The sequence below is a fragment of the Paracoccus lutimaris genome, from assembly GCF_003337565.1.
Classification (GTDB): domain Bacteria; phylum Pseudomonadota; class Alphaproteobacteria; order Rhodobacterales; family Rhodobacteraceae; genus Paracoccus; species Paracoccus lutimaris.
Genome location: NZ_QPJL01000002.1, coordinates 270,126 through 284,438, shown reverse-complemented (window position 1 = coordinate 284,438; position 14,313 = coordinate 270,126). Strand labels below are relative to the sequence as shown.

The window sequence follows — 14,313 nt, the reverse complement described above, 5'->3', positions numbered from 1 at the left end:
TGTTCTTGTGTTGATCCCTTAAATCTTGTGGATAAGCGGGCCGGGCGGCCAATATATGGTGGTTTTGGTTGACTCGGACCCGGCAATCGCCAAGACTTCCCGCATTTACGGCATGGAATGGAATCCCGTCTTGCGCTTTGACCGGCTTCGCCTCAACGGCTTCAAAAGCTTCGTGGACCCGACCGATCTGGTCATCCATGAGGGGCTGACGGGCGTGGTCGGCCCGAATGGCTGCGGCAAGTCGAACCTGCTTGAGGCGCTGCGCTGGGTCATGGGCGAAAACCGCCCCACCGCCATGCGCGGCGAGGGGATGGAGGACGTGATTTTCGCCGGCACCGCGCGGCGCTCCGCCCGCGCCCATGCCGAGGTCACGCTGACCATCGACAACAAGGACCGCCTTGCCCCCGCCGGGATGAATGACAGCGATTCCCTGGACATCACCCGCCGGATCACCCGCGATGCCGGCAGCGCCTATCGCATCAACAGCAAGGACGTGCGCGCCCGCGACGTGCAGATGCTGTTTGCCGATGCCTCGACCGGGGCGCATTCGCCGGCGCTGGTGCGGCAGGGGCAGATATCGGAGCTGATCAACGCCAAGCCCAAGGCGCGCCGCCGGATTCTGGAAGAAGCGGCGGGGATTTCCGGTCTTTACCAGCGCCGGCACGAGGCCGAGCTGAAGCTGAACGCCGCCGAGGCGAACCTGACCCGCGTCGACGACACGCTGGACCAGCTTTCGACGCAGGCCGCAAGCCTTGCCCGTCAGGCCCGCGCCGCCGCCCGCTATCGCGAGATCGGCGCCGCTCTGCGTCAGGCCGAGGGGCTGCTTTTGTATCGCCGCTGGGCCGAGGCGGATGCCTCGCGCATGGCGGCGGCCGAGGCGCTGCGCGAGGCGATCCGCGCCGCCAACGATGCCGAGGCTGCTGCCCGCCGCGCCATCGCCGCCCGCGAACAGGCCGACGGCCATCTGCCCCCCCTGCGCGAGGAAGAGCAGGTCGCCGCCGCGATCCTGTCCCGCGCCACCGTCGAACGCGAGGCGCTGGACGAGGCCGAGGCCCGCGCCGCGCAGGCGATCCAGACCCTTCTGGCGCGGATCGCCCAGCTTGACCGCGACATCGACCGCGAATCCGCCCTGAACCGCGATGCGGGCGAGGTGATCGAGCGCCTTGTCTGGGAAAAGCGCGAACTGGAAAAGGCCGGACAGGGCCATGACGAACGTCTGGACGCCGCCGCTGAGACCGCCGACGCCGCTGCCGAAGCCCTGCGTGAGGTCGAGGCCAAGCTGGCCGAGCTGACCGACGAATCCGCCCGCCTTGCTGCCCGCCACCAATCGGCTGAGCGGCTGGTCCATGACCTGCGCCAGATGCTGGACCGCGCCAGCCGCGCCGCCGCGGATGCCGATGCCGCCGCCGCCCGCGCCACCGAGACTGGCCTCGAGGCCGAGGCCGCCCGCGAGGCCGCCGAAGAGGCGCAGGACACTGCCCGTGAGCGTGTCGAGGCCGCCGAGGACGCGCTTTCCGCCGCCGAGGAATCCCGCGCCGCGCTGGAGGCCGAGGAATCCGCCGCCCGCGCCGCCCGCGCCGAGGCCGAGGGCGAGGTCTCGGCCCTGAATGCCGAAATGGCGGCGCTGAAACGTCTGGTCGAACGCGGCGACGGCGGCGGCAAGTCGATGCTGGACCATGTGCGCGTCGCGCGTGGCTATGAGGCCGCTTTCGGGGCCGCGCTGGGGGATGATCTGTCGGCGGGGCTGGTCATGGATGGCTCGGGCTGGCATGCGCTGCCGGGCTATGACGCGGCCCAGCCGCTGCCCAAGGGCGCCGAGCCGCTGGCGCCGCATGTAGACGGCCCCGACGCCTTGGCGCGGCGGTTGTCTCAGGTCGGGCTGGTTCCTGACGCGCAGGCGGGGGCGGCGATGCAGGCGGGGCTTTTGCCCGGTCAGCGGCTGGTCACGCGCGATGGCGATCTGTTCCGCTGGGACGGGATGCGGGTGATGGCGGGCGAGGCCTCGTCATCGGCGGCGCTGCATCTGCAAAAGGTGAACCAGTTGACCGAACTGACCGCGCAGGCCGGTGCCTCACAGGCCCGCGCCGAGGCTGCCGCCGCCGCCCATCAGGGCCTGCGCGACCGCCACGCCGCCGCGACCGAGGGCGAAAAGCGTGCCCGCGACGCCCGGCGCGAGGCGGAACGGGGCCTTTCTGACGCGGCCCGCGCCGTGACCCGCGCCGAATCCGATCTCTCCATGGCGCAAAGCCGCGCCGAATCCGCCCGTGCCGAACTGGCCCGCCACCATGCCGATGCCGGCGATGCCCGCGCGCGGCTGTCCGAGGCCGAGCGTGCCCTGGCCGATCTGCCCGACCGGGGCGCGGCCGCATCGGCGCTTGAACATGCCCGCACCGGGGTCGAGGCGGCGCGCATCGCCACCATGACCCGGCGCGGCGCGCTGGACGAATTGCGGCGCGAGGCGAATGCCCGGCTGAAGCGCCTGCAGGAAATTGCCAAGGAGGAATCCGGCTGGCGGCTGCGTCTGGATCAGGCCGGCACCCGCGCGGCGGAGCTGTCCGCCCGCCGCGATCAGACCGCCGACGAGCTGGAGGAAGCCGAGGCCCAGCCCGAGATTCTGGCCGAACGCCGCGAGGTCCTGACCGAGGCCGAGGCTGTCGCCGCCGCCCGCCTGACCCGCGCCCGCGCCGCGCTTTCGGCCGCCGATCAGGCCCTGCGCGTCGCCGCCGAGGGCGAACGCGACGCCGAACGCGCCGCCTCGGACGCGCGCGAAACCCGCGCTGCCCGCGAAGCCCGCACCGAGGCCGCGACCGAGGCCGAGGCCGCCGCCCGTGCCCGCATCCATGAGGAAACCGAGGCCACGCCCGAGGCCCTGCTGGAAAGCCTGGGCGAGGCCGAGGAGATCGCCCCCGCCGCGCTTGAGGATCGCGTCGTCCGTCTGCGCCAAAGCCGCGATGCGCTGGGGGCCGTCAACCTGCGCGCCGACGAGGACAAGCGCGAGCTGGAGGTCGAGCGCGACCGCCTGAGCGGCGAAAAGAACGACCTGACCGAGGCCATCCGCAAGCTGCGTCAGGGCATCGGCAGCCTGAACCGCGAGGGGCGCGAACGTCTGCTGGCGGCCTTTGACACGGTGAACGCCAATTTCACCACGCTTTTCACCCATTTGTTCGGCGGTGGCGAGGCGCGCTTGGTGCTGGTCGAATCCGACGACCCGCTGGAAGCCGGGCTGGAAATCATGTGCCAGCCTCCGGGCAAGAAACTCAGCGTGCTGAGCCTGCTTTCCGGGGGCGAGCAGACGCTGACGGCGCTGGCGCTGATCTTTGCGGTCTTCCTCGCCAATCCCGCCCCGATCTGCGTGCTGGACGAGGTGGATGCGCCGCTGGACGACGCCAACGTCACCCGCTTCTGCGACCTGATGGATGAAATGACCCGCCGCACCGACACGCGTTTCCTTGTGATCACGCACCACGCCGTCACCATGTCGCGCATGGACCGGCTGTTTGGCGTGACCATGGTCGAACAGGGTGTCAGCCAGTTGGTCAGCGTCGATCTGAAACGGGCCGAGGCTCTGGTCGCCTGACCGCGGGTCAGCTATGAGGGCCATGTTGCCCGGAGTAATCGATGCGTCCCCTTTTTCCCTTGCTGGTTGCGATGCTTTGCGTCGCGCCCCCCGCTTTTGCGCAGGTTCTTGGCGATCCCGATCAGATCGCCGGGCTGATGCAAGAGGCCGGGTTGCAGGCCAGGCACACGACCAGCGCCGAGGGTGGCCCGATGCTGGAAAGCAGCATCGATGGCGTGAATTTCCACGTCTATTTCTATGAATGCGTGCCCGCCTGCGCGGCGATCCAGTTCTCGGCCGGGTTCGATCTGGACGAGGCCATGCCGATGGAGATGGCGAATCTGTGGAATCGCGACCGCCGTTTTGGCAAGGTCTATCTGGACCGCACCGGCGATCCCTTTATCGACATGGATATCGGGCTTGCGGGCGACGGCATCGGGCGCGAGAATTTCCGCGATGCGCTGGACACCTGGCGCGTCGTGCTGAGCGAATTTCGCGACTATATCGACTGGTAGGGAGAATGCGATGACCATCGAGACGAAACTGGCCGAACTGGGGATCACGCTGCCCGACGCGCCCGCGCCGGCGGCGAATTACGTGCCCTATGTGATCTCGGGGAATACGCTTTACGTCTCGGGGCAGATCAGCCCGGTCAAGGGCCGGCTGGGTGCCGATCTGGCGGTCGAGGCCGGGGCCGAGGCCGCGCGGGCCTGCGGGCTGGCGCTGCTGGCGCAGGCCAAGGCGGCGCTGGGGTCGCTGGACCGCGTCAAGCGCGTGGTGCGGCTGGGCGGCTTTGTCAACTCGACCCCTGAATTCACCGACCAGCCCGAGGTGATCAACGGCTGCTCGAACCTGATGGTCGAGGTCTTCGGCGACAAGGGCCGCCATGCCCGCGCCGCCGTATCCGCCCCGGCCCTGCCGCGCGGCGTTGCGGTCGAAATCGACGCTATTTTCGAGATCGCATGATGGGTCTGCATCCCGATTTCCTGCGCCTGCCGATCGCGCATCGCGGGCTGCACCGTCCGGGCCTGCCGGAAAACAGCATGGCGGCGTTTCGCGCCGCCATCGCCAATGGTTATGGCATCGAATGCGATATCCAGCGCGCCATGGACAGCACGCCCATGGTCTTTCACGACTATGAGCTCAAGCGCCTGACCCATGAATCGAATGGCACCGTTGCCGCCAGCACCCCCCAGCATCTGGCCCGCCTGCGCCTTCTGGGCACGGATGAGCAGATCCCGACGCTGGCCCAGATGCTGGCCGAGGTCGCGGGCCGCACGCCTTTGCTGATCGAGATCAAGGACCCCACGATGGATTCCAGCGCCGCGGTCGGCAAGCTGCCGCAGCGCGTGGCCGAGGAACTGGCCGGCTATCAGGGGCCGGTCGCCGTCATGTCCTTCAACCCGCATGTCATCGCGGCCTTTCACAAGGCGGCGCCGGATATCGCGGTCGGGCTGACCACCTGCGCCTATGAGGCCGGCGAATGGCCGATGCTGGACGATGCGACGCGCGCGCATCTGGCCGCCATCGCCGATTTCGACGCCGTGGGCGCCAGCTTCATCTCGCATGACCGGGGCGATCTGGACAATCCGGCGGTGACGGCGCTCAAGGCGCGGGGCGTGCCGGTCCTGACCTGGACCATCCGCTCGGCCGCGCAAGAGGCCGAGGCGCGCTACGTCGCCGACAACATCACCTTTGAGGATTATCTGGCGAATACGCCCTGACGGCATCCGAAACGGGGGAGGCAATGGCCAAGGCAATGATCGTGACCGGCGGCGCGCGTGGTATCGGCCGCGCGGTCGCCCTGATGGCCGCCGAACGCGGCTGGGACGTGGCCATCAACTGGCACAGCAACGATACCGCCGGGGCTGAGGTCTTGGAGGGCATCCGCGCCCGGGGCCGCCGCGCCATCGGATTGCGCGGCGATGTCGCGCAAGAGGCCGAGGTGATTGCGTTGTTTGACGCCGCCCAGCGTGAATTCGGCCGCATCGATGCCGTCGTCGTCAATGCCGGGATACTGGCCCAGACCATGCCGCTGGCCCGGATGAGCGCTGCGCGGATGCAGCGCACCATCGACGTCAATGTGATCGGCGCGCTTCTGACCGCGCGCGAGGCGGCGCGGCGGCTCGGGCGGCCCATGGACCAGCCCTCGGCGTCGATCGTGCTGGTCAGCTCGGCCGCGGCGCGGCTGGGGGCGGCGGGCGAGTATATCGACTATGCCGCCAGCAAGGGGGCGCTGGACAGCCTGAATATCGGCCTGTCCAAGGAGCTGGCGCCCCAGAACATCCGCGTGAACGCCGTTCGCCCCGGCCTGATCGAGACCGAGATCCACGCTTCGGGCGGGAACCCGGACCGGGCGCAGCGGCTGTCATCGGGCGTGCCCCTGGGCCGGCCCGGACTGGCCGAGGAGGTGGCCGAGGTGATCCTGTGGCTGACCAGCGAGCAGGCCAGCTATGTCACCGGCACCAATGTCGAAGTGACCGGCGGGCGCTGACAAAGCGCCACCGGATACATATCTTGCCGGGCATGAGCGAACTGACCGTCTCCGTCCTGCCGCAGATTTCCAGCCTCGATGCCGCCGAATGGGATGGCACCGGGGCGGGCGCGAACCCGTTCACCAGCCACCGCTTTCTGGCGGCGCTGGAGGCATCCGGCTCGGTCGGGCAGGGGACGGGCTGGCATCCCAGCCACCTGATCGCGCGGCTGGACGGGCAGGTGGCGGGCGTCGCCCCGGCCTATCTCAAGACCCACAGCCAGGGCGAATACATCTTTGACCACGCCTGGGCGCAGGCCTATGAGCGCGCCGGCGGGCGCTATTACCCGAAACTGCAATGCGCGGTGCCCTTTACCCCTGTGACCGGGCCAAGGCTGATCGCGAAGGCCCCGGCCGTGCAGGCGGCCCTGTTGCAGGCCATGGCGCAGGTGGCGCGGCAATCGGGCCTGTCGGGCGCCCATGTCACTTTCTGCACCGAGGCCGAGGCGCGTCTGGGCGAAGAGGTCGGCTTTCTGGCCCGCGCCAGCGAGCAGTTCCACTGGCTCAATCACGGCTATGCCAGTTTTGAGGATTTTCTGGCGCAGCTTTCCTCGCGCAAGCGCAAGGCGATCCGCAAGGAGCGCGAGCGGGCGCAGGGTTTCGGCGGCACCATCCGCAGCCTGACCGGCGACCAGATCCGGCCGGATCACTGGGATGCCTTCTGGGCCTTTTATCAGGACACCGGCGGGCGGAAATGGGGCAGCCCCTATCTGACGCGCGAATTTTTCGACATCCTGCACGACACCATGCGCGACGACTGCCTGCTGGTTCTGGCTGAACGCGACGGCGTGCCGGTCGCGGGCGCCTTGAACCTGATCGGGCAGGACGCGCTATATGGCCGCTATTGGGGCTGTCTTGAGGATCACCGTTTCCTGCATTTCGAGCTCTGCTATCACCGCGCCATCGACTGGGCGATTGATCACGGCATCCCCCGGGTCGAGGCCGGCGCGCAGGGCGAACATAAGCTGGCGCGCGGATATATGCCCAGCCAGACCCATTCCCTGCATTGGGTCGCGGATGAGGGCTTTCACAATGCCATCGCCGATTACCTGACCCGCGAAGCCGAGGCGGTCAGCGACGAAATCGCCGCCCTGACCGAGATGGGACCATTCCGGCGCGGGCCACTGGCGGGCTAGGTTCGCCGCAATTGCCGGAATGCGACCGAGGCCCCCCAGCCCGCAGCAATGGCGATGGCCAGTGACATGATCCCGTAAGCAAAGGGATTTTCCAGTGCCAGCCGATATAGCCAGCGTTCCAGCCCGACCTTGCGCACCTCAATGGGCGCGCGGAAGGTGTCGGTGACCTTGCCGCCGCGCAGCAGAAAGATGCGGGCGCTGTAATCCCCCTCGATGAGGTTCGCGGGCAGGCGCACATCGGCGCGAAACAGCGTCTCCTCGGCCAGCCGCACGGCGCCATCGTCCAGCCGGTAAAGCCCGTCGGCCTCGCGCAGGCGGATCAAGGCTTCGGTATAAGGGACGGCATCCTCGACATCCAGGGGACCGGCAAAGCTGCGCATCGCCAAGGGGACCGAGACGCGATGGCGCTGGTCCTCCTCGGGGGTCAGGATCAGGTGCAGGGGCCGGGTCGAGGCGACGACGTAAAAGCTGGGCGCCGCGCCGATGCTGACGCGGCCGGTATTGATCCAGATGCCCAGCCTGCGTTCCTTGTGGCGCACCGTCACCGATTCCGAGGGACCGGCGACGGCGACCACGACATCCAGCGGATCACCGTCGGGGATCGGGGTCTCGCGCTTGATGGCGCCATAGATGATGATTTCCGAGCCGTCGAAATTGGTGGTGATGTCGATATCGTCGCGCGAGATGCCGGCAACGATCTGTTCGGGCGGCTCGGGGAGGGGGGGCGCGGGAACGCGTGGAGGCGCCTGCTGGGCCAGCGCGGGCAGGGCGCTCAGCAGCAGGATCAGGGCGGCGCGGCGGATCATTTCAGCAGCCCCGGCGTGATCGAATACAGCTCATCCGGGCGCAGGAACAGGTCCAGCGCCAGCTTGGCGCAGACTGCCAGCACCAGAAGCGCCAGCAGGATGCGCAGCTGTTCGGCGCGCAGCCTTGCCCCCCATTGCGTGCCGATCTGGGCGCCGACCACACCGCCCACGATCAGCAGCACCGCCAGCATCACATCGACCGTATTCGACGAGACCGCATGCATCAGCGTCGTATAGGCGGACAGGAACGTGATCTGGAACAGCGAGGTGCCGATGACGACCTTGGTTGGCATGCCCAGCAGATAGATCATCGCCGGCACCATGATGAAGCCGCCACCGACCCCCATCAGCGCGCCCAGAATGCCCACCACCGCGCCGACACCCAATACCGGAATGGCGCTGATATATAGGCCCGAGGCGCGGAATTTCATCTTGAGCGGCCAGCGGTGCACCCAGCCGTGCTGGTGGCGGCGCGTCGGCTTGATCGGGCCGCTGACCCGGGTGCGGCGCAGCGCGCGCAGGCTTTCCTGCAACATCATCGCGCCGATCAGGCCCAGAAAGATCACATAGCACAGCTGCACCACCAGATCGACCTGCCCGAGCCGCGACAGCAGGTTGAACAAGAGCACCCCCAGCGACGAGCCGACAAGCCCCCCCGCCAGCAGCACCCAGCCCATGCGGAAATCGACCGACTTGCGTTTGACATGCGCCAGAACGCCCGAAAATGATGAGGCCACGACCTGATTGGCCCCGGTCGCCACCGCAATCGCCGGCGGAATGCCGATGAAAAACAGCAGGGGCGTGATCAGAAAGCCTCCGCCCACGCCGAAAAGGCCGGACATCAGCCCGACGACACCGCCAAGTCCGATGAGGGTGAACGCATTCACCACCACTTCGGCAATGGGAAGATAGATTTGCATGTCCTGCCCGGCCGCCCGCCTTATGCCGATTCTGCCCCGGCGCCGGGGCCGCGTCAAACGCTGATATCGCGCGTCCTGCGGGTTGTCGCAGGGCTGTGGCGCGGATAAGCATTGTCTGACGGACAGATAGGCAAGGATGGGCGGGATGCCCTGGGGGCGGGCAGGAGCGGCGATGCGCATTTTGATCACCAATGACGATGGCATCAATGCCCCCGGGCTTGAGGCGCTTTTCGACATCGCGACCGAGCTGGCCGGCCGGCAGGGCGAGGTCTGGACCGTGGCCCCCGCCTTTGAACAATCCGGCGTGGCGCATTGCATCAGCTATGTACACCCGACCCTGATCGCCGAAATGGGGCCGCGCCGCTTTGCTGCCGAGGGCACGCCCGCCGATTGTGTGCTGGCCGCCATCGGTGACGTTATGAAGGACGCGCTGCCGGATCTGGTTCTGTCCGGCGTGAACCGGGGCAACAATTCCGGTGAGAACGTGATGTATTCGGGCACCATCGGCGGCGCGATGGAGGCCGCCTTGCAAGGTCTGCCCGCCATCGCGCTGTCGCAATATATGGGCCAGCGCACTGCAGGGTTGGACGACCCGTTCGAAGCCGCGCGCGTCCATGGGCCGCGCCTGATCCGGCAATTGCTGGAACATGGCGACTGGACCTCGGACGCGGATTTCCGGCTGTTTTACAACATCAACTTCCCGCCCTGCGATGCCGCCGGGGTCAAAGGCACCCGCGTCGCGCCGCAGGGCCGGCGGCACGGCGTGCGTTTCGGGGTCGAGCCCTATCACGCCCCGAACGGGCGGCGCTTTCTTTGGGTCATGGGCGGTTCGCAGACCGCGCCCGCGACGCCCGATAGTGACGTCGATGCGAATATGCGCGACTATATCTCGGTGACGCCGATGCGGCCCGACCTGACCTGCCACGCCTCGCTGGGCGGGCTAAGCCGCGCGCTTGAGGAGGGCTGAGCCACAGCATGAGCGACGAGCCCGATATTGCCGAACGCAAGATGCGCTTTCTGTTCGCGCTGCGGCAACGCGGCGTGACCGACCCGCGCGTCCTTGAGGCGATGGAGCGGATCGACCGCGGCGAATTCGTGCGCGGCCATTTCGAGGACCGCGCCTATGAGGACACCCCCCTGCCGATCCCCTGCGGGCAGACGATCAGTCAGCCTTCGGTCGTGGGGCTGATGACCCAGGCGCTGGAGGTCGGGCCGCGCGACAAGGTGCTCGAGGTGGGGACCGGCTCGGGCTATCAGGCGGCGATCCTGTCGCTTTTGTGCCGTCGCGTCTATACGCTCGACCGCCATCGCCGGCTGGTCGCCGAGGCCGAGGCGCTGTTTCGCCATTTCGGCCTGTCCAATATCACCGCCATGGTCGCCGATGGCTCGCGCGGCTTGCCCGATCAGGCGCCCTTTGATCGCATCATGGTGACCGCCGCAGCCGAGGACCCGCCCGGCCCGCTCTTGGCGCAGTTGAAGATCGGCGGTATCATGGTGGTGCCGGTCGGGCAGTCGGATGCGGTGCAGACGCTGATCCGCGTTCGGCGCGGCGAGAATGGCTTTGATTATGACGAATTGCGGCAGGTGCGTTTCGTGCCGCTGGTCGAGGGGTTGGGACAGACATGACCCCCGGCCACCCAGAACGGGCCGCAAGGCCAGAATGAGGTACGGGCAGATGGCGAAAATCAGGCAGCTGGCATTGGCCGCTGGTGCGGCGGTGGGTTTGGCGTCCTGCGGGCCGCAGGGCGGGCTGAATCTTAACAATTTCGACCCCGACCTGCGGGGCTGGGGCGGCAGCGGGCTGGATACCGCCGGGGCGGCGGCGCAGGCAGCGCCACGCCCGACCCCGGACCAGCGCGGGGTGATTTCATATCCCGGCTATCAGGTGGCCATCGCGCGCCAGGGCGATACGGTCGCGACCATCGCTGTGCGGCTGGGCCTGAACGCGGCCGAACTGGCCAGTTATAACGCCGTCAATGCCAATACCGTGCTGAACCCCGGCGCGGTCGTCGCGCTGCCGCGCCGTGTCGCGGGCGGGGCGCCAGTGGCGGGGGCCGTCGTTTCCTCGACCGGGCAGGTCAGCGATCCCTTTGCGGGGCAAGGCATCAAGCAGCCGAACATTCCGCCGGCGGCGGATGCCGCCAAGGGCGCTGCTGTCACCGCGACCACGCTTCCCGCTTCAAGCCAACCCAAGCAGCATGTCGTCGCCTCAGGCGAGACCGCCTGGTCGATTGCGCGGAAATACGACGTTTCCGTCAACGATCTGGCAGAATGGAACGGGCTTTCCTCGGCGATGACGCTGCGGATCGGCCAGCGGCTGCTGATCCCGGTCGCAGGGCAAAAGCCCACGGCCACGGCCAGTGTGACCGCGCCGGGTGTCGGCAGCCCGACGCCGCGTCCGCCCTCGGCGGCGCAGCCCTTGCCGGCGGAAAAGACCGCGCCCGCAAGCGCCGCCGTCAAGAAGCCGGCAAGCCCCGATCTGGGTAAGACCCGCACCGCTGCCTCGGGCAGCGGCAAGTTCCGCATGCCGGTCAATGGCTCGATCATCCGCACCTATCAAAAGGGCAAGAATGACGGCATCGACATTTCCGCCGCGCCCGGCAGCACCGTTTCCGCGGCCGGCAGCGGCACGGTTGCGGCGATCACCCGCGATGTCGATCAGGTGTCGATCGTCGTCATCCGTCACGAGGGCAATCTGATGACGGTCTATGCCGGGCTGGACAATGTGACCGTCAGCAAGGGGCAAAGCGTTTCAGCCGGTGCCGCGCTGGGCAAGGCCCGCAGCCAGGGTGTCGTCCATTTCGAGGTACGTCAGGGCTTCGACAGCGTCGATCCCGAAAAATACCTGAACTGACCCCTGTCAGCCGTATTTGCGAGCGGCGCCCCCAATCCGGGGACGCCGCTGCGCATCCTTGCCCATCGCCTTGCTTTTGCGCGCGCGGTGCGGGACCGCACGCCAAGGGGAGCATCAGGCGGGCAACAGGCCCGCCGGGCGAGGGATCATTCCTGTTCGCACATCTGGCGCAGAGTCAGCTCGATCTCGTGGCGGATCATCTGCTGCAGGTTGCGGCTGAGGCGGGTGCCGATCTCGCCCTGCAATTCCTGGCGGATGGCCTCGCGGATCATGCCGCGCAGATGCGTGCCCTTCTGGGCGTCCTTGTCTTGCGGCGCGAAGAGATGCGGCTCGCCGCTGTCGCGCGGGGGCTCGATCTCGGCATGGATCTGGGCTTCGATTTGCGGATTGATCGGGGTAACGGAGGCATTCGCGTGCAGCATGGTTTCCTCGGATTGTGCAGCGTTGGAGGGGGAGGCGATGGTGGTCGGTTCGGTGATGTCGGCGCGCAGGGCGTCGTCCTCGGCCAGAGTGGTCGGGTTCCTGTCGACTTGCGGCGGGTCTGCCCAGATCAAGCGGGGGTCAAAGCCGGTCCCCGTCATCGCCTGTTGCCAGGGATTGACGTCTTGCGTTTCCGCAGGCTCTGCCAGCGGTTCGGCTTCCTGATCGGCGCTGTCGACCGGATCGGCGATGGGTTCGAGATGCAGCCGCACGCTGTCGTCCGGGCTGTCGTCTGAGCCAATCTCGGGCCGGTCTTCGGACAGGTCGGTGAAATCGGGTGCGATCAGGGCGCTGGTGTCGAGGATCAGCGGCGCGACCTCGACCTCTGCCAGTGTCGGTTCAGGCGCGGTGTCGAGGGCGTCTTGCGCCGAAACCGCCTCTGCCGACGCGCCATCTTCCGGCGCTTCGTCTGCCGGTGCTTCGTCTGCCGGTGCTGCGACAATGCCGCGGGGCAGCGTGTTCAGCATCTGGTTCGGGATGATCGGCGAGGGGGTCTCGTCCTGGGCGATCAGGCGCCGGATCGAGGCCAGAACATCGCCGACATTGTCCGACCCATGGGTCGGTGCCGGTTGGCGCATCATTTCATGTTGCATGATGCGCCCCCCGGATAGGGGGCAGCGCGGTTACTGCCCGATTGCGCGCAGCACGCGATCCAGGCTTTTGCCCTGCCTGCTGGTATAAGGTGCGTCCTGCACCGCGTTGTAATAGGCCGATGGGTCATAGGTCGGAATTCCCAGTTTCAGGTTTTCTACCGTCAACAAACCCATAGCAGCCATAAGTTGATAATGTGCTAATTGGAGATTGGCTTCCGCCGTAATCTTGTCCGCGCGCGCCGCAAGCAGCGATTGTTCGGCGTCCAGAACGTCCAGAGTGGTCCGCGCGCCCAGCGTCGCTTCCTCGCTAACCCCTTCAAATGCCTTGCGTGCGGCCACGATCTGCTCGTCGATCGAGGCGATTTGTGCCCGTGCCACGTCGATTCCCGCCCATGCGATGCCAACGGCCTCGTTCACCTGGCGCGCGACGTTCAACAGTGCCGCGCGGGCCGAATCACGCTCGGCCATGGCCCGGCGATGTGCGGCCGGCAGGCGTCCGCCGGAATAAATCGTCTGCGACATCTCGAGCGCGACCGTCTTGTTGGTCCCGTAGCGCGTATCGAGCGCACTGTTGTTGTTCGTGCGCTGACGCGAAATCCCCGCCGAGCCGGTCAGCTCGGGGTTGCGTTCGGCCTCGGCGGCAGCCACGCCCAGTTCGGCGGCGGCGGCCTGACGCCGGGCCTGCAGGATCGCGGGATGCGTCCGCTGGCCGATGTCGCGCGCGGCCTCCAGCCCGGCCGGCAGTTTGGGCGTCGGCGGCGGGGCGGCAAGTCGCACGGGGGCCTTGCCGGTCGCAAGGCGATAGGATTCGCGGGCCACCTCAAGATCGCCTTCGGCCGCGGCCAGGCTTGCCCTTGCGGCCGCCAGCGCCGCATCGGCCTGCGCGACGTCTGTCTGGGTGATCTCGCCCACTTCGAAGCGATCGGTTGCCGCCTGCTGTTCCTGCCCGATCACGCGGACCGAGTTCTGCTGCAGATCGACCTGCTCGATGGCGCTGCGCACGTCCAGATAGGCCTGCACCGCACCCAGCAGGACGTCCTGCTCGACCCCGACCAGCGCCGCGCGTGTCGCCAGCACCGATTCCTTGGCGATATCGATGGCGATGGCGTTGCGGCCCCAGTCGTAAAGCGTGATCTGCGCTTGCAGCGCAATGCTTGAGGTGCGCAGGTCGATGCCGTCGGAATCGGTATAGCTGTGCTGGGCGATCCATTGCACGACCGGACGCAGCTGGGCCAGCGCGGCGGCCACATCTTCGTCGGCGGCGCGCAGCACGGCCCGGTTCTGGTCCAGCAGCGCCGAGTGGCGATAGGCGTCGACCATGGCATCGGCAAGGGTTTCGGCGCTGGCGGGAAATGCCGTTGCACCGGCAAGGAGTGCCGCGACAAGCGGGCGCCGCAGAATCTTCAGAGACTTGCGAAACATCACAGCGCCTTTC

The 14,313-nt window shown here is 67.6% G+C and carries 13 protein-coding genes; 9 read left to right on the top strand and 4 right to left on the bottom strand.

Annotated features, from left to right (window positions below; all coding sequences use genetic code 11):
• Positions 1-130: 130 nt before the first annotated feature.
• From DFP89_RS03825 to DFP89_RS03800, 6 genes are read left to right on the top strand one after another with little or no spacing between them, the layout of a single operon-like run.
• Positions 131-3,577 carry a chromosome segregation SMC family protein gene (locus DFP89_RS03825; RefSeq protein ID WP_114348091.1) on the top strand — a complete coding sequence of 1,149 codons (3,447 nt, stop codon included), beginning with the start codon at positions 131-133 and terminating at the stop codon, positions 3,575-3,577.
• A 41-nt stretch (positions 3,578-3,618) separates the two neighbouring features.
• The gene (locus DFP89_RS03820) at positions 3,619-4,071 is read left to right on the top strand and encodes a YbjN domain-containing protein (RefSeq protein ID WP_114348058.1); all 453 of its coding nucleotides are present in this window, start codon (positions 3,619-3,621) and stop codon (positions 4,069-4,071) included.
• A gap of 10 nt (positions 4,072-4,081) precedes the next feature.
• On the top strand, positions 4,082-4,522 hold the full coding sequence (locus DFP89_RS03815; RefSeq protein ID WP_114348057.1) for a RidA family protein: 441 nt from the start codon (positions 4,082-4,084) through the stop codon (positions 4,520-4,522).
• On the top strand, positions 4,522-5,280 hold the full coding sequence (locus tag DFP89_RS03810) for a glycerophosphodiester phosphodiesterase family protein (protein ID WP_181870238.1): 759 nt from the start codon (positions 4,522-4,524) through the stop codon (positions 5,278-5,280). Before DFP89_RS03815 ends, DFP89_RS03810 begins: the two co-directional genes overlap by 1 nt.
• Before the next feature lie 23 nt (positions 5,281-5,303).
• Positions 5,304-6,050, top strand: a complete 747-nt coding sequence (locus DFP89_RS03805; protein WP_114348055.1) for an SDR family oxidoreductase — start codon at positions 5,304-5,306, stop codon at positions 6,048-6,050.
• A 32-nt stretch (positions 6,051-6,082) separates the two neighbouring features.
• Positions 6,083-7,225: a GNAT family N-acetyltransferase gene (locus tag DFP89_RS03800; RefSeq protein WP_114348054.1), complete on the top strand. Its 1,143-nt coding sequence runs from the start codon at positions 6,083-6,085 to the stop codon at positions 7,223-7,225.
• On the opposite strand, the gene DFP89_RS03795 is transcribed toward DFP89_RS03800, so the two are convergent.
• Positions 7,222-8,031 (bottom strand): TIGR02186 family protein, encoded by an 810-nt coding sequence (locus DFP89_RS03795; protein ID WP_114348053.1) that lies wholly within the window; start codon positions 8,029-8,031, stop codon positions 7,222-7,224. The two genes, DFP89_RS03800 and DFP89_RS03795, sit on opposite strands and share 4 nt — an antisense overlap.
• A complete protein-coding gene (locus tag DFP89_RS03790) occupies positions 8,028-8,951 on the bottom strand; it encodes a sulfite exporter TauE/SafE family protein (RefSeq protein WP_114348052.1) in 924 nt (307 codons plus the stop codon). Before DFP89_RS03790 ends, DFP89_RS03795 begins: the two co-directional genes overlap by 4 nt.
• Before the next feature lie 172 nt (positions 8,952-9,123).
• Between DFP89_RS03790 and surE the strand changes: the two genes are divergently transcribed.
• The 3 genes from surE to DFP89_RS03775 are packed head-to-tail and all read left to right on the top strand — an operon-like array spanning position 9,124 to position 11,805.
• Positions 9,124-9,918, top strand: coding sequence for a 5'/3'-nucleotidase SurE (gene surE / locus DFP89_RS03785; protein WP_114348051.1), 795 nt, complete (start codon positions 9,124-9,126; stop codon positions 9,916-9,918).
• Positions 9,919-9,926: 8 nt separating this feature from the next.
• Positions 9,927-10,577 carry a protein-L-isoaspartate(D-aspartate) O-methyltransferase gene (locus DFP89_RS03780; protein ID WP_114348050.1) on the top strand — a complete coding sequence of 217 codons (651 nt, stop codon included), beginning with the start codon at positions 9,927-9,929 and terminating at the stop codon, positions 10,575-10,577.
• A 49-nt stretch (positions 10,578-10,626) separates the two neighbouring features.
• Complete coding sequence (locus tag DFP89_RS03775; RefSeq protein ID WP_114348049.1) at positions 10,627-11,805, top strand: M23 family metallopeptidase; 1,179 nt, start codon at positions 10,627-10,629, stop codon at positions 11,803-11,805.
• 146 nt (positions 11,806-11,951) lie between these two features.
• Here the strand turns inward: DFP89_RS03775 and DFP89_RS03770 are convergent, their stop codons facing one another.
• The gene (locus tag DFP89_RS03770) at positions 11,952-12,878 is read right to left on the bottom strand and encodes a hypothetical protein (protein WP_147273264.1); all 927 of its coding nucleotides are present in this window, start codon (positions 12,876-12,878) and stop codon (positions 11,952-11,954) included.
• 30 nt (positions 12,879-12,908) lie between these two features.
• The gene (locus DFP89_RS03765) at positions 12,909-14,300 is read right to left on the bottom strand and encodes a TolC family outer membrane protein (RefSeq protein ID WP_114348047.1); all 1,392 of its coding nucleotides are present in this window, start codon (positions 14,298-14,300) and stop codon (positions 12,909-12,911) included.
• Positions 14,301-14,313 lie beyond the last annotated feature (13 nt).